Source organism: Desulfurobacteriaceae bacterium (genome assembly GCA_039832905.1).
Taxonomy (GTDB): domain Bacteria; phylum Aquificota; class Aquificia; order Desulfurobacteriales; family Desulfurobacteriaceae; genus Desulfurobacterium.
This window is the reverse complement of record JBDOLX010000014.1, coordinates 1-15,202: the sequence shown is the minus strand read 5'-3', so window position 1 is coordinate 15,202 and position 15,202 is coordinate 1. Positions and strand designations below refer to the sequence as shown.

Sequence of the window (15,202 nt, the reverse complement as noted above, 5' to 3'; positions counted from 1 at the left end):
CCTCGTTTCCACTTTCCTGAGGGGTTTGATTGGCGAGGTGGTAATTTAGGACTTTCACCTTCCTTTGTCAACCTTCCCTTCCTCGCCAACCCTATTCAATTTTGACGGTGGCTAATATAGGCATCGGATTAAGAGGTGTCAACTGTCTATACCAAAAATTTAGAGATACTTTGTATTACTTCCTCTATATTTTTCCCAGTTGTATCAATAATTAACGCCCCTTCTGGAATGGTAAGAGGAGCAAAATCTCTGTTTTTGTCTCTTTCGTCTCTTTCTATAACTTCTTTTAGAACACTTTCAAAAGAAATTTCAAAACCTTTCTCTTTAAGTTCTTTATATCTTCTTTTTGCTCTTTCTTCAGGTGATGCCGTTAGATAAATTTTTAGATCAGCTTCAGGAAAGATGTAAGTTCCAGCATCTCTACCATCAATAACGATTTTCTTTCCTTTAGCCATTTTTCGCAATATCCTAACTATTACTTCTCTAACTTCTTTAAACTGAGCTACTTTTGATGCTAAAAAACCGGCTTCAGGAGTTCTTATTTTTTCAGTTATTTCTTCTCCATTAAGAAAAACCTTTCCCTCTTTAAGTTCCATATTTAGGGTTTGGACTAGCTCTACAACCGCTCTTTCATCTTCTAAGTCTATTCCTCTTTCTTTACATACAACCCCTATAGTTCTGTAAATAGCTCCAGAATCTAGGTGGACAAAGCCAAATCTTTTAGCAATTTCTTTAGCAACGGTACTCTTTCCTGCTCCTGCAGGACCATCAATTGTGATTATTCTTACCAATGATTACCCCCTAAGTTCTTTAACTTTTCGTAAAGGCTTTCAAGTTTTTCACTTACGACTACAGGATATTCCCTTTTCTGGTGAATATCCTTTATCTCCTCAGGAAAGTTCTCAAAGTTGAAAATAAAGTAATCTCTGATTTCTCTAAGATTTGGAAGTTTTTTTATTAACTTTCCATTTTCCATAACTTTTTCTAGGAGAGGTTCTCCTTCAAATTTTTCCTCAAAGTAGGCAACAATATCTTTATCGGTTTGTCTAAAAACCTGTTTTCTTCCAGGGTACATCTTTTTCCCTTCGCTGGTTTTCATAACAGGTTTTCCGTCAAGTTCTACAAGCTTGTATATAAAGTCTATGTAGGGGGAGTCTTCAGAAGTTCCAAGTTTTGTTCCTACTCCAAAAGCATCAACAGGAGCTTGACTTTTTAGAATTTCCTCTATTTTGTATTCGTCAAGCCCACCGCTTATAACTATCTTAGCGTGAAAGAGACCTGCTTCATCAAGAAGTTTTCTTGCTAACTTCGAAAGTTCTATATAGTTTCCACTGTCTATTCTAACTCCCTTAAGTTTGTAACCTTTTAACTCCAGTTCTTTTGCTACTTCTATAGCTTTCTTTATCCCTTGAACAGTGTCATAAGTATCTATAAGTAAGACTGTATTTTGTGGAAAGGTCTTAGCGTAAGCTCTAAAGGCTTTTTCTTCACTTTCAAACGACATAATAAAGGAATGGGCTACGGTACCAACGACAGGAATACCAAAAATTTTTCCCGCAAGAACGTTAGAGGTTGAGTCAAAACCGGCTATGTAGCTGTTTCTCGCTACCTTTAACCCTGCATCAAAGCCATGAGTTCTACGAAGAGAAAAGTCAGCTAAAGTCCTTCTTTTAGAAACGGAAAAAACACGAGCCGCTTTTGTTGCTATCAAAGAAGATACGTGAATCTGATTCATTAAAATTGTTTCAAGAAGCTGAGCTTCATAAATTGGAGCTTCCACCCTTAAAACAGGTTCATGTTGGAAAAAAAGTGTTCCCTCCTTCATAGAATAAATGTTTCCTGAGAATCTAAATTCCTTTAAAAAGTCCAAAAACCAATCGGGAAAGAGTTTTAGAGAGTAAAGATAATCAATGTCTTCTTTTGAAAAGGAAAGGTTTTCTACTATTTCAATAACATCGTTTAATCCTGCATATACAAGGTAGTTTCTATTTTTAGGAAGTTTCCTCACAAAAAGTTCAAAAGCAGACCACTCTTTTTTTTCATTGTCAAGATAAGCGCACATCATCGTAAGTTCATAAAGATCTGTAAACAGGGAAAGACTTCCCATTTACCTACTCCTTTTTACTCCTCTTTTTTCACAATATTCTTTTATGGGACAGATGGAACACTTTGGAGAAGTTGGATGGCAAATGTGCTGTCCCAATGACACAAGAAGATCGTTTATTTCTATCCAGTACTCTTTGGGAAGTTTTTCTCTCAATGCAAACTCAGTTTCCTCTGGAGTTTTCGTGTTAACATAGCCAAGACGGTTAGAAATTCTGTGAACATGGGTATCAACACAAATCCCAAGTTTTCCAAAACCAAGTGTAATAACGAGATTGGCCGTTTTTCTACCAACTCCAGGTAATTCTAAAAGTTCCTCCAAACTATCAGGAACTTTACCACTATATTTCTCTACAAGAATTTTGCATATCTCCTTTATATTCCTTGCTTTTCGCCTATAAAAACCAACTGGATAGATAAGTTTAGATATATCTTCTTCGCTAAGTTCAAGCATTTTGTAAGGATCGTCTGCTACTTGAAAGAGACGCTCAGAAGCTTTAGCTGTAACTTCGTCTTTTGTTCGCAAAGAGAGAACTGTAGCTATAAGTATCTTGAAAGGATCTCTATCCATTTGGGACATTAAAGAAACAACAGGAACGTTCCACTTCTTTGTTTCTTCTCTTAGTATCTCAACTACTTCGTGTATTTGCTCGTCTTTCATCAAAAATTCTCCTTAATGAAAGAATGGAGCTTAAAAAGTTTCCCTAGGAGTTTTTCAAAATCGCTAAGATCTAGCATGTTAGGACCGTCGGATAATGCTTTTTCTGGTTCAGGATGAACTTCAAAAAATAGTCCATCTACGCCAACAGCAACAGCAGCCCTTGCAAGATAAGGAACAAAATCCCTATCCCCTCCACTTGCTTTTCCTAAACCTCCAGGTCTTTGAACGGAGTGAGTGGCATCAAAAATGACTTTGGCTTTAAGTTGTTTCATGATAGGTATAGATCTAAAATCAACAACAAGGTTGTTATAACCAAAAGTTGTTCCCCTTTCTGTAAGGAAAACCTCTTTTGCATCACTTTTTACAAGCTTATCCACAACGTTTTTCATATCCCACGGCGCCATAAACTGACCCTTTTTTACGTTAACAGGTTTTCCAGTTTTTGCAGCTCCAACTAAAAGATCTGTCTGCCTACACAAGAAAGCTGGGATTTGAATAATATCAACAACTTCACCAACCGGTTTTGCTTGCCAAGATTCATGAATGTCGGTAGTTATTGGAAGTTTAAACTTTTCTTTAACCTCAGAAAGAAGAGAGAGCCCTTTTTCTAAACCAGGTCCTCTATAAGAATCAATGGAACTCCTGTTCGCTTTATCAAAAGAGGCTTTGAAAATAAAGGTGTGTTCAGGATATCTTTCTTTAAGCTCTTTCACCTTTCTTGCTACTTCAAAAAGAGTATCCCTGTCTTCTATAACGCAAGGACCGGCAATTATGATCATTACTCCTCCATTCCCGCAACTTTCTTAAGCTTCTTAACTTCTTCAGGAGTTAGCTCTCTATAAGTCCCTTTTGGGAGGTTTCCAAGTTTAAGAGGACCAATCGCTACCCTTTTCAACTTTAAAACTCCGTGGTCGAATCTATCAAAAAATCTCCTAACAACCCTGTTTTTTCCAATATCTATTGTGATTTGAACGTAAGTATTCCTTCCAGTCTTTGTTGGCTTTAAAAGTTTTACATCAAGAGGTTTAACAAAAAATCTATCTCCTTTATCGTCAACAAGTAATGCTCCCTTTTTCATCCTTTCAATTTCTGCAGGAGTTACCCTTCCTTTCACCTTAGCTATATAGGTTTTAGGGACGTGGTATCTAGGATGGGCAAGCCTTTCGGCAAGCTCTCCGTCATTGGTCATTATTAGCAAGCCTTCCGTATTGTAGTCTAGTCTCCCAACAGGGAAGAGTCTCACCGGATACTTTCTAAAGTAATCTGCAACTATCGGTCTTTTATCTCCCGGTTCCCTCTCCATAGCAGTCAAAACACCTTGAGGTTTATTAAAAGCAATGTAAACAAACTTTTTGGGAAGCCTTACTCTCTCTCCATCTACCTTCACAACATCCTTTTTAGGATCCACTTCATAAGTAGGATTTTCTATAACTTCCCCATTAACGGTCACTCTTCCCTGCTTTATAAACTCTTCAACCTTTCTTCTTGCTCCAAGTCCAGCGTAGGCTAAGAATTTATTTAAACGCATTTTTCCCTCCTTCATTTTTATAATGTAAAATTGAGTTCACAAAATTTATGAGGAAATCTATAATGGAAAACTCTATCCTTTCAAAAATAGACTTTTCTGTTCTAAAATCCACAACTACCGAGAGGGACGTTATTCACGCAGCAAAAGATACTATAAAGTTTAACTTCGCAACTCTTTGTGTTTTCCCCAAGCATATTAGAATAGCAAGGGAAATTCTCCCCTCGGAGAAGATCTCTACAGTAATTAGCTTTCCTCTTTCAGCCATTCCTCTCGAACTAAAACTGAAAGAAGTTGAGAATTCCCTTAAAGAAGGAGCAGGAGAACTTGATGTCGTAGTCGACGTAAGTAATGTAAAGGAAAAAAAGTGGAAAAAAGTAGAAGAAGAACTGAAAACTATTCGGTCTCTATCCGAAGGAAAGGTAATAAAACTTATCCTTGAATGTTGCTACTTAACAGACGAAGAAAAAAAGAAACTTTGTCAACTTGCCATAGAAAACGGCTGGGATTACCTAAAAACATCCACAGGTTATGGTATTCGTGGTGCTACTTATGAAGACGTGAAAGTGCTTTTAAAATGTTCCAACGGAAGAATAAAGGTTAAAGCAGCAGGGGGAGTTAGGACCTACCAAAAAGCTAAAAGTTACATAGATTTGGGAGTTCAAAGAATAGGAACAAGTTCTGCAAAAGAGATAGCCTATGAAGTGTTGCATAGTAGGTAAATTTGAATCTTTCCATAAAGGGCACCAACTGTTAATAGAAGAAGCAAGAAAAAGATGTAAGAAAGTTGTAGTAGTATCTATTAGAAAGTGGGAAAAGGAATTCTTTTCCGAAAAGGAAAGAGAATTACTTGCTAAACAGTTTGGAGTGGATCTAGTGCATTTAGACTTTAAGGAAATAAAGGATTTAAGTCCTGAAGAGTTTTTTGTTAAGTTAAAGACCCTCGGATGTAGAAAACTTTTTGCAGGAGAAGACTGGCATTTTGGAAAGGGTAGAATTGGAAATGCTGAAACAGCAAAAATTTTAGGAAAAAGAATAGGAATAGAGGTAGTTATTGTTCCCATTAGAAAAGAAGAAAATAGGAAAATTAGCACGAGCGTAATAAAAGAATTACTTTCCTCAGGAAAAGTAGAAAAAGCTAACAAGCTTTTAGGGTTTAATTACTTTGTAATAGGAAAAGTTAAGGAAGGTAAAAAATTAGGAAGAGAAATAGGATTTCCGACAATAAATGTTGAGTATGAGAAGAAAATTTTTCTACCTTATGGGGTTTTTGAAGTAGTTCTTGAAGTTGATGGCAAAACCTATAAAGGAATAGCAAACTTTGGAAAAAAACCGACGGTTGAGGAAGGAGAAACCTTAGAAACGTTAGAAGTTCACATTCCAGATGAAAACCTTCCTCCTCTTTACGGAAAAGAGGTAAAAGTTGAGTTTTTAAAGTTCCTAAGACCTGAAAAAAAGTTTAGTTCCATTGAAGAACTAAAAAAGCAGATTAAATTAGATGTAGAAAATCTAAAAAAGTATTGGAGGGATAAAGTTGGAAGAGCAGAAAACTTTTAAGTCTGGCTACGTTGCCATTTTAGGAAGGCCAAATGTTGGAAAGTCTACTCTGCTTAATAGCTTCTTGGGAACAAAAGTTGCCATAGTTACTGATAAGCCTCAAACAACAAGACATAGAATAGTTGGTGTTAAACATATGAAAGATGCCCAGATTGTCTTCCTTGATACTCCAGGTATTCATAAGGAGAAGTTTGAACTTAATAGATATATGAACGAGATAGCCTTTGGCGTTATCCCAGATGCTGACGTAATACTTTTCCTAATTGACGCTAGGAGCGGACTTACAGAAGCTGACAAGAAAATTCTGGAAAAAATCGGTGAAGAGAAAAGAAAAGACACGAAAGTAATAGTAGTTATCAACAAAATAGACGGTGTTCCAAAAGAAGAACTTTTACCTCTTATTGATGAGATTCACAAAACATTCCCATTTGTTAACGATATTGTTCCTATTTCGGCTACAAGGGGAACAAACCTAGATAGACTCTTAGATGTAATAGTTGGTTATCTTCCAGAAGGTCCAAAGTACTATGAAGATGGCATGGTTACGGATATGCCTTTAGACCAATTTGTTTCTGAAATAATCAGAGAAAAGATTATGCTCCTTACAAGGGACGAAATACCGCACGCAGTGACTGTTCAAGTTGTTAGTATCCAACCAGGAGATAGAGATCCAAACATGTTAGTTATAGATGCCGACATCATCGTTGAAAAAGACTCCCAGAAAGCTATTATCATAGGTAAAGGTGGCCAAAAACTTAAGAAAATAGGAATACTTGCTAGAGAGGAATTAGAACAACTTCTTGGAAAGAGAGTTTATTTAAGGCTTTGGGTTAAAGTCAAAGAAGGTTGGAGAAATAGACTAGACCAACTAAGAGGACTTGGCTATGCTTACTAAGTCAGATTTTTTAAAGGCCTTTTTCGCCTACGCCTACGCTTTTATGTTCATTTTTATGTTTAACAGCTTAATCTTAAGCTTATTTGTAAAACTTGATTGGTCTCCTTTCGTAGGAAGGATACTTACTTACGCAATCTCTCCCCCACTGCTCTTTTTCTCTTACATGTTCTCCATAAAAAAATTCCTGAAAGTGGATGTTGACAATAGCAAACTTTTCAAAGCTTGGATTTTACAGTTCATACCATTTGTGATCATTTCATTTATAGTCCTGTGGTTTCTAATAAGTTTAATTAGCAAACCTTCATTAACAATCTTTATTTTCTTAAACATTGAACTTCTTGTTATCTACTTTACTTTTAAACTTTCTGTAGAAAAAGTCCTTTTCACGGGGAAATAATGGTTCAGTATCTTCAAGGAACCTCTTTTTACCTTTTCACTTATCTGGCAATAGGTATTATTAACAGTCTTCTTTACAAGTTCTTGGGAAACAATCCTTTCTCTTTCGTTCTGCAGTCTTTACTTTTCATCACTCTATCCTTTTTTGGTTTCGGCTACTCACTAAAACTCCTTATAGTGGATACTGTCAAAAGGGATGTTCTTTTAAAAGGGTATATCTTTCACCTTATCTTTTTCCTTATTTTCTTCATGTTTACTTTGGATATTGCTGAGATTTTTGTATCTCCACCTCCCCCTAAGATACTGATTACACTCCTAATTTTCTTCACGTTCTTAGCATCTTATACGATTACAGTAAAAAGCTTAATAGAGGTTAATAATGAGACTCGATAAACTCCTTTCAAACGCTGGATTTGGCTCAAGACAGGAAGTAAAGAAATTGATAAGACAAGGTATGGTCACAGTAAATGGCGAAGTAGTAAGCGATCCTAGTTTTCATGTTGATCCTGAAAAAGATGAGGTTTTGGTAAACGACGAATTTGTGGATTATGATGAATACTACTACTTAATGCTCCATAAACCTGCAGGTTATATAACCTCTACTAAGGATAAGGAACTTACAGTGATGGAACTAATCACTGACGTACCAAGACCTGAGAAACTTTTTCCTGTTGGAAGACTTGATAAAGATGCAGAAGGGCTTCTCCTTATCACTAATGATGGAGAACTTGCCCACAGATTAACCCACCCAAAATGGAAAGTTCCTAAAACTTACTACGTAATAGTAGAAGGTAAACTAACAGAAGACAAAGTAGAATCTTTAAGGAAAGGAATAAGTTTTAAAGATTTTAGGACTAAACCTGCCAAAGTAAAAATCATAAAAGCAGGAGAAACAGAGTCTGAAGCAGAAATAGAGATGACAGAAGGAAAGTATCACCAGGTCAAGAGAATGTTTGAAAAGATTGGACATTCAGTAAAGTACTTAAAAAGAATAAAGTTTGGAAATCTTAAACTTGGTAATTTACCGAAAGGAGAATATAGAAACCTTACTCCAAAAGAACTCGAAGAACTCAAGAAACTCGTAGGATTGCTTTAGAAAAAATAATAAAATATAATAATAGAGCGTTTAAATAAGGGGAGGAGTAGAAAAAAAGATGATGGAGGAGAAAAGGAATAAAAAGGAGTTCTTATTCTTAATTATTTCTTTTGCATTACTTTTCCTTATAGATGTATAACAGTATTTACTTTTCTAATCTTAACCTCAATCCCAATAGGTTATTCTCTCTACAGTATAGCTATTCAAAGGAGACGCGTACTACTTGATATGATTTTCAAAGATGAAAGTAAAACAAGGAAGAGCTTGGAGGGTGGAAAGTTTATACTGATTTTCACTATTTTTGCCAGTCTTCTTCTTAGCTTCTCTCTGCTGGTATATGTATATCAACCAATTAATGTTTCTTCTGTTCCATTACTTCTTTCTCCATTTCTTTTCCCTTTGCTGTATGGAAGGATGAAGATTAACCGTTTCGAAAAAGAAATTAGGGAAAACGCAATCTTGTTTTTTAAAGAGTGGTCATTTATTATTCTTTTCATAACGATTTTATTTCTCATATCTATTCCGTTGAACATAGCCGAGGTCTTCCTGTATAAGAGTAACTTTCTCCCATTTGTGAGTGAAGAAATCTACGATAAAGTAATTCAAGATATAAAACATAGTTGCAAAGCTTTCAAATTTGTAGTTAGACTTTCTTATTCTTTTAATGAAAATATAGATAGTTTAAAAAACATACCGGGCTTAACCATAACTTGGATATTAGCCCTAAAACTCTTTAGTATGTCTACAACTGTTTACTCTGCAGTAGTTTTTTATCTACTAGGCGTTTACAAAATGAGTCGCAACTACTTCGAAAGGAGGAGGGGAAATGTCTAAGAAACTTTTCCTTCTCGCTTTTTTTGTGATATTAAATTCTTGTAATTGCAAGGAGAAATACAACGAATATAAAGAAAAGTATGAAAAACTACTGCAAGCATACAACGAAATTAATGAGAAATACGATGAAGTAGTTGAAAAGTACAGAGAGATAGAGCAGAAGTACAAGAAACTATCAATGAAATATGAAGATCTAAAACTCAGGTACAACGAGCTGGTAAATGAAAATGAAATTTTAAGAAAAGAAAATGAGCATTTAAAAGAAAGATATGAAAGTCTAAAAAGAGTACCTATACGTCTCTACGAAGAATAGAATTAAAGTATTACTCCCTATGCCAATCGTCTCCTACTTCTTTTACTATTTCAAACTCTTTTACAAATCCTCTACTTTTAAGATAGTCTACAGCTTTCAAAGCTTCATCAAAAAATTCGGGAGCTATCCAAAGCTCTATTAATCCTTTTTTCCTGTCCCTTGTCCTAACAGTTGCTACCTCGTGATACCACTCAAAAATTGCATTTATGAAAGCTATATCTTTTACATCTACCTTACATAGAAGGTTTCTTCCTTTTATTAAAGATCTACTCACTTTTCCACCTTTAGAAAAGTTTTTTAAAAGAAGAAGTCAGGGAACGGCTAACCCCCTGACATTCTTAATAAATAGGAATTAACCAGTCTGAATACTTCTTATTTTTACCTTTAACTATTGAGAAGTAAACTTCCTGAAGCTTTTTAGTAATTTCCCCAATTTCACCGTTTCCAATAACAACGTGGTCAACCTGAACAACGGGAGCAATTTGAGCTGCAGTTCCCGTAAAGAAAACTTCATCTGCAACATAAATTTCACTTCTTAAGATTGGTCTTTCTTCAACTTCAATACCAAGTTCTTCTTTTGCGAGAGTTATTACTGCATTTCTTGTAATACCTTCCAAAATATTGCTGTAAGAAGGAGTTGTTATAAGCTTTCCTTCTCTAACTATGAAAAGGTTCTCTCCGCTACCTTCTGCTACTGTTCCGTCAGGATTTAACATAATTGCTTCGTCGTATCCGTTCATTAGAGCTTCTGTTTTTGCAAAAGCACTGTTTACGTAAGCACCAGCTACTTTACACCTTGCAGGAATCATAGTGTCGTTGATTCTGTGAAAAGAAGAAGTTTTGGCTTTAAGACCTTTGGAAAGGTCTAGGTAGTCTCCAAGAGGAAGAGTGTATATAGCTATCTCAGTTTTATAACCAATAAGTTTTGGAGAAATTTTTAAATCTGCAAAGTAAGCTATAGGTCTTATGTAAGTATCTTCCCTGTGTTGACACTTTCTTAAAAGTTCTATGGTAATTTCTACAAGTTCATCTGCACTTTTGTTAACTTGGAGGTTGAGGATTTTACAGTTTCGGAGCATTCTTTCGTAATGTTCTTTAAAGAATAATCCAAAAAGTTGTTTTTTTTCCTCGTTCCAGTAAGCCCTTATTCCCTCAAATACAGCTGTACCGTAATGAAAAGAGTTCGTTTGTATGTTTATGTTTGCTTCCTCTATAGGGACAAATTTCCCCTCAAAGTAAGCGTATCTTCCCATCAAGTTCCTCCTACCGATTTTAATAACCTGCGATAGTAAACTATTATCAATCCTGCAACCACCATTATAATACTTATTACTTGGTTATTGCTAAGAAGATTTAAGATTTCCTTTGGAGTTGCCCTCCAAAACTCAATTAGAAATCTGAAAGTTCCATAAAGAATAAGGTAAAAGCCAAAAATTTCCCCATCAGCTTTTTTTCTCCTGTAAAGGAGGTAAAGAACCCCTGCTATTAGAAAGTTGGCTATAGCAGATATCGGTTGAGTTGGATAGAGGGGAATTCCTAAAGGGGCAGCTGAGTTTGGATCTTTAAAAGTAATAGCAAACGGAAGATGACACTCTTTTCCATAACAACACCCTGCCATTGTGCAACCAATTCTTCCAAATCCAAGCCCGATAGACAAAGGAATTGAAACAATATCTGCAAACTTCCAAACAGGTATTTTTCTTTTCTTTATAAAGAAGAAAGCTGTAAGAGCTCCAAAAACTACTCCTCCATACCAGACAAGTCCCCCTTCCCAGAAATAGAAAATCCTGTACCAAGGATTAAGATATTCAGGATTATAAACAAAGAAAAAAATTCTTGCTCCAATTACTCCTGCAAGTACTGTCCAAAAAGCGGTATCGGATATATCTTCGTTAGAAATTCCTTCTCTTTCAGCAAGTTTTAAAAGGATAAAAGAACCAACCAAAATTCCTATTGCTACCATTACTCCATAGGTGTAAATAGTGATTGGGCCAATTTTGAAAAGTATAGGATGCATAGTTCCTCCAGTAGGTCAAGTTTTTATCAAACGGATAACTTTATCTTTAGTTAAGTAAAGAAGTAGAAAGTAAGAAAAAGCACTTATTCCTATCGTTGCCACAATAACTGCAACTTTTAAAAGAAAACTTCCTTGTAAGAAGTAAACTTTTGCTCCTACAAAGGACACAATTGCTACTGGAATTGAAAGAGTAAGATATTTTACAAGATTTTTAAAAAATTCTTTCATTAGAGCAATTCCCTCCCTTTTTTGAAAGTAGAAAGACAAAATAAGGACATTTAGAAAAGAAGTTAAACTTGTTCCAACTGCTAAACCGGAAACTCCAAAGTCCAAAACGAAACACAAAACTAAATTAACAAAAAGATTAAAAATGAGTGTTGAGGCAGAAACAACTACTGGAAATCTATACTCGTCCAATGAATAGTAGGCGTTCGTGATTATTTTCTCTAGTGAAAAAAAGTAAAGTCCTATTGAGTAACCGATAAGGACAAGATATGTTTCAGAAAGGGCAATCTCTGAGAATTTCCCGTGATTGAAGACTATATCAATTATAGGTTTTCCAAAAAAGATAAGTCCAACGGATGCAGGAATAACAATACTAGCACATAAAAGCAAGCCGTTTAGAAGTTCAAAAGTGTAGTCTTCCTTTTTACTAGATTTCTTTGCAAGTCTTGGTAAAAGTACCTGAGAAAGTCCAACAGCAAACATTCCAAGAGGGAGTTGAACAAACCTATTAGCATAGTATAGATACGATATGGCTCCAGCTTTTAAAAAAGATGCTAAAACGGTATCTATAAGCATTGAGAATTGTCTTACGGCAAAACCAAATATTCCTGGAATTATGTTTTTCAAAGTCTTCTTAACGTCTTTTGATATCCTGAAACGGGGTTTAATTAGAAAGTTGAACTTCCTTAGAAAAATAAGTTGTAGTAGAACCTGAAAGATACCGCCAACTATAACTCCGATGCTAAGAGCTTCTATTGAGATTTCTGGAGCTAGAAGAAAAGCAAAAATTATCATAGAGAGATTAAAAAGGGCAGTTGAAAAAGCTGGAGCGAAAAAGTGTTCAAATCCGTTTAGTATTCCACCAAAGAAAGCAACAAGACTTACAAAGAAAATATATGGAAGCATTTCTCTTAGAAGTCTTACTGCAAGGTCAAAGTACTCTCCTGCTATTCCTGGAGCAATAAGATTGATTATTAGTGGAGCAAAAATTTCCCCAAGAATAACGGTAAGAATTAAGGAAATTAGTAAAATGGAAAAAAACTCCTCTGCAAAAAGCTTAGCTTCTTTGAGGGAACTTTTTAACTTTTTCGCGAAAGCTGGAGTGAAAGCGGAACTGAAAGCTCCTTCTGCAAAAATTCTCCTTAAAAGGTTGGGAATTCTAAAAGCAACAAAAAAAGCATCGGTTAGGCTGGTAGCTCCAAAAAAGGCTGCTATTGTTATGTCTCTAAGAAGACCTAAAACTCTGCTACCAAATATTGATGCTGATACAATTAAAGCTGACTTAAAAACCTTTCTTGCCATAGGGGAATTATAATGAAAGTTTGCATTATTGGTGCTGGAGTGGTTGGAAGTTACCTTGCTAAGGAGCTCTCAAAAGAAAACCATGAGATAGCCGTTTTGGACAAAGACCTTGGCAAACTTGAAAAGCTAAAATTCAACTATGATTTACTTACGGTAAACTGTAGCGCACTTTCTTTGGAATGTTTAGAAAAGGTAAAAGATTTTGATCTCTTTATCATCGTAACGGAAAACGATGAAAAAAATATAGCAATATCCCTTCTTTTAAAATCCATTTTAAAAAAAGAGAAAATCATTGTCAGAGTCAGCAATGAGGCATTCTCACTAAAAGAGTTTAAAACTTTCCTAAAAGTAGAAACAATAAACGTTTTTTCAGAAGTAAAAGATGTTATCTTAAATCTTCTTAAATATCCTTTTGCCCTTTCAGTTGTAGAACTTGAAGGTAAAATTTTGATTTTTAAATATTCTGTGAGCTTAGATGATTTCTTGGCAGGCAAAAGAATTTCGGAACTAAAAGATCTTAGAGACAGAATAGACTTTACAATAGTTGCTATTGAAAGAGAAAATGAAGTAATACTTCCTTCAGGAAAAAATTTTATATACCCTGAGGATAATGTTTATATAGTAACCAGAAAAGAAAACGTTTTTAATCTCGTTAAAAGCTTAAAAATTTCCTTTTCTCCTATCAAATCGGTGTTCGTCTTAGGGTATTCTAAAGCCTGTTTAGAAATTTTATCTCTTCTTTCCCAGCAGGAGAACATCAAAGTAAAGTATGCTTTTCACGATAAAAAGATTTGTGAGGAAATTTCCGGAAAGTTTCCCAAATTCTTAGTCCTTCACGGGGACTTCTTGGATGAAGAATTCCTAAAGGAAGAAGGAATAGAAAATTCCAGTCTTGTTATTTCGTGTGGAGAGAGTGAAAGTGAAAATATTCTCTCAGCAACTCTTTGTAAGAAACTTGGAGCCAAGAAAGTATGCTCTTTAATTTCCCGTCCCGAGTACGAAAAGCTCGCACAATCAATAGGAATAGATGTTCCGATCGTTCCAAGAAAGCTTTTGGCTTCTAAAGTTTACAGAACCTTGAGCAAGAGAGGGATTCTCGATGTTTTAGAGCTTTCAAAAGATTTAGACATAGTAGAATTAAAGGTGGACAGTTCTTTAGTGGGAAAGAAGGTCATGGAGATAGAAAAACCTTTCTTAATAGTTGCTATTAAAAGAGGAAACGAAGTTTTCTTGGCAAAGGGAGATACAGAACTTTTTGAAGGTGATGTAATCATATTTGTTGAGAAAAAAAGATGAGTTTGAACTTTCTAGTAGTTTTCAAAAATGTTTCTATTATTGTTTTCCTCTTGTCCACTTCTTTCTTGATACCTGCAACTTACTCTTTTTTTCAAAAAGACGGTCTCTTTATGGATTATCTATATCCTTTCTCCCTATCATTTTCTTTCTTCCTGCTTGGCATTCAGATTAAGGAAAAGGAACTAGGAGTCAGAGAGTCTATACTAACTGTTGTCTTGGTGTGGTTGTTATTTCCTTTACTCTCGACGTTCCTATACTTAAAAACAGGAACTATTAAAAACTTTGCAGACGCTTTTTTTGAGTCTGTGTCAGGTTTCACAACAACTGGAGCTTCAATTCTAACTGACATAGAAAGCCTACCAAAGAGCGTTTTACTTTGGCGTTCAACCACCCACTTTGTAGGTGGAATTGGCTTTGTAATCTTTACTTTAACGCTTTTGCCTTCTTTGGGAATAGGGGGAAGTAAACTTTTGAGGTTTGAGGCTTCAAAGGTTGTAGAAGAGAAAATTGTTCCAAAAGTAAAGGAGGTAGCAAGAGCGGTTGTTGTTGTTTATCTTAGTTTAACCATTCTGGAAACTATTTTTCTAATTTTATGTGGACTCAACCTTTTTGATTCTGTAAATCATGCTTTTGCTACCGTTTCTACAGGAGGTTTTTCCACAAAAAATGAAAGTGTAGGAGCTTTCAGATCCTTTTCGGCAGAGCTTGTTATCTCCTTTTTTATGATTTTAAGTTCTATAAACTTTCTTCTATACTACAAAGCCTTTAGGAAAAGAAACTTAAAAGTTTTATTTTTCAACTACGAGGTTAGAGGATATCTTTCAACAATCGCTATTTCAACAGTTTTTACAGTTTTTATCTTGCTAAAGAGTGGAACTTATAATAGTTTCTTGGAAGCTTTCCGTTATGGTTTTTTCCAAGTTGTAACGGTTGCCTCTACAACAGGATTTTCTTCAGTAGATTACGGAAATTGGCCTACATC

20 protein-coding genes are annotated in these 15,202 nt (G+C 35.3%); 10 read left to right on the top strand and 10 right to left on the bottom strand.

Annotated elements, in window-relative coordinates; genetic code table 11:
• Positions 1-146: 146 nt before the first annotated feature.
• The 5 genes from cmk to ABGX27_00870 are packed head-to-tail and all read right to left on the bottom strand — an operon-like array spanning position 147 to position 4,292.
• The gene (gene cmk / locus ABGX27_00890; protein MEO2068054.1) at positions 147-791 is read right to left on the bottom strand and encodes a (d)CMP kinase; all 645 of its coding nucleotides are present in this window, start codon (positions 789-791) and stop codon (positions 147-149) included.
• Positions 785-2,107, bottom strand: coding sequence for a nicotinate phosphoribosyltransferase (locus ABGX27_00885; GenBank protein ID MEO2068053.1), 1,323 nt, complete (start codon positions 2,105-2,107; stop codon positions 785-787). Before ABGX27_00885 ends, cmk begins: the two co-directional genes overlap by 7 nt.
• The gene (nth, locus tag ABGX27_00880) at positions 2,108-2,764 is read right to left on the bottom strand and encodes an endonuclease III (GenBank protein ID MEO2068052.1); all 657 of its coding nucleotides are present in this window, start codon (positions 2,762-2,764) and stop codon (positions 2,108-2,110) included.
• Positions 2,764-3,543, bottom strand: a complete 780-nt coding sequence (gene kdsA / locus ABGX27_00875) for a 3-deoxy-8-phosphooctulonate synthase (protein ID MEO2068051.1) — start codon at positions 3,541-3,543, stop codon at positions 2,764-2,766. Before kdsA ends, nth begins: the two co-directional genes overlap by 1 nt.
• Positions 3,543-4,292, bottom strand: a complete 750-nt coding sequence (locus tag ABGX27_00870) for a pseudouridine synthase (protein MEO2068050.1) — start codon at positions 4,290-4,292, stop codon at positions 3,543-3,545. The genes kdsA and ABGX27_00870 overlap by 1 nt, the downstream gene beginning before the upstream one ends.
• Positions 4,293-4,354: 62 nt before the next feature.
• Between ABGX27_00870 and deoC the strand changes: the two genes are divergently transcribed.
• From deoC to ABGX27_00840, 6 genes are read left to right on the top strand one after another with little or no spacing between them, the layout of a single operon-like run.
• A complete protein-coding gene (gene deoC, locus ABGX27_00865; GenBank protein MEO2068049.1) occupies positions 4,355-5,011 on the top strand; it encodes a deoxyribose-phosphate aldolase in 657 nt (218 codons plus the stop codon).
• Positions 4,989-5,846: a riboflavin biosynthesis protein RibF gene (gene ribF, locus ABGX27_00860; protein ID MEO2068048.1), complete on the top strand. Its 858-nt coding sequence runs from the start codon at positions 4,989-4,991 to the stop codon at positions 5,844-5,846. The genes deoC and ribF overlap by 23 nt, the downstream gene beginning before the upstream one ends.
• Entirely contained in the window at positions 5,824-6,741 is a 918-nt protein-coding gene (era, locus tag ABGX27_00855) for a GTPase Era (GenBank protein ID MEO2068047.1), read from the top strand. Before ribF ends, era begins: the two co-directional genes overlap by 23 nt.
• On the top strand, positions 6,731-7,138 hold the full coding sequence (locus tag ABGX27_00850; GenBank protein ID MEO2068046.1) for a hypothetical protein: 408 nt from the start codon (positions 6,731-6,733) through the stop codon (positions 7,136-7,138). Before era ends, ABGX27_00850 begins: the two co-directional genes overlap by 11 nt.
• A complete protein-coding gene (locus ABGX27_00845; GenBank protein MEO2068045.1) occupies positions 7,138-7,530 on the top strand; it encodes a hypothetical protein in 393 nt (130 codons plus the stop codon). The genes ABGX27_00850 and ABGX27_00845 overlap by 1 nt, the downstream gene beginning before the upstream one ends.
• Positions 7,517-8,233 carry a pseudouridine synthase gene (locus ABGX27_00840; protein ID MEO2068044.1) on the top strand — a complete coding sequence of 239 codons (717 nt, stop codon included), beginning with the start codon at positions 7,517-7,519 and terminating at the stop codon, positions 8,231-8,233. The genes ABGX27_00845 and ABGX27_00840 overlap by 14 nt, the downstream gene beginning before the upstream one ends.
• A 344-nt stretch (positions 8,234-8,577) precedes the next feature.
• Here the strand turns inward: ABGX27_00840 and ABGX27_00835 are convergent, their stop codons facing one another.
• The gene (locus ABGX27_00835; GenBank protein ID MEO2068043.1) at positions 8,578-8,766 is read right to left on the bottom strand and encodes a hypothetical protein; all 189 of its coding nucleotides are present in this window, start codon (positions 8,764-8,766) and stop codon (positions 8,578-8,580) included.
• A gap of 40 nt (positions 8,767-8,806) precedes the next feature.
• Here ABGX27_00835 and ABGX27_00830 point away from each other — a divergent pair, with 40 nt between their 5' ends.
• Positions 8,807-9,067 carry a hypothetical protein gene (locus ABGX27_00830; protein ID MEO2068042.1) on the top strand — a complete coding sequence of 87 codons (261 nt, stop codon included), beginning with the start codon at positions 8,807-8,809 and terminating at the stop codon, positions 9,065-9,067.
• A complete protein-coding gene (locus ABGX27_00825; protein MEO2068041.1) occupies positions 9,060-9,380 on the top strand; it encodes a hypothetical protein in 321 nt (106 codons plus the stop codon). Before ABGX27_00830 ends, ABGX27_00825 begins: the two co-directional genes overlap by 8 nt.
• Before the next feature lie 10 nt (positions 9,381-9,390).
• Here ABGX27_00825 and ABGX27_00820 read toward each other — a convergent pair whose 3' ends face one another.
• From ABGX27_00820 to murJ, 4 genes are all read right to left on the bottom strand, one after another.
• Positions 9,391-9,654: a DUF4911 domain-containing protein gene (locus ABGX27_00820; protein ID MEO2068040.1), complete on the bottom strand. Its 264-nt coding sequence runs from the start codon at positions 9,652-9,654 to the stop codon at positions 9,391-9,393.
• Positions 9,655-9,718: 64 nt separating this feature from the next.
• Entirely contained in the window at positions 9,719-10,633 is a 915-nt protein-coding gene (locus tag ABGX27_00815; GenBank protein MEO2068039.1) for a branched-chain amino acid transaminase, read from the bottom strand.
• Positions 10,633-11,397: a prolipoprotein diacylglyceryl transferase gene (gene lgt, locus ABGX27_00810; GenBank protein MEO2068038.1), complete on the bottom strand. Its 765-nt coding sequence runs from the start codon at positions 11,395-11,397 to the stop codon at positions 10,633-10,635. Before lgt ends, ABGX27_00815 begins: the two co-directional genes overlap by 1 nt.
• 15 nt (positions 11,398-11,412) lie before the next feature.
• Positions 11,413-12,924, bottom strand: a complete 1,512-nt coding sequence (murJ, locus tag ABGX27_00805; GenBank protein ID MEO2068037.1) for a murein biosynthesis integral membrane protein MurJ — start codon at positions 12,922-12,924, stop codon at positions 11,413-11,415.
• Positions 12,925-12,936: 12 nt separating this feature from the next.
• On the opposite strand from murJ, the gene ABGX27_00800 reads away from it, so the two are divergent.
• On the top strand, positions 12,937-14,220 hold the full coding sequence (locus tag ABGX27_00800) for an NAD-binding protein (GenBank protein MEO2068036.1): 1,284 nt from the start codon (positions 12,937-12,939) through the stop codon (positions 14,218-14,220).
• Between the two features lie 2 nt (positions 14,221-14,222).
• The coding region (locus ABGX27_00795; protein ID MEO2068035.1) for a potassium transporter TrkG at positions 14,223-15,202 on the top strand (980 nt) is incomplete at its 3' end.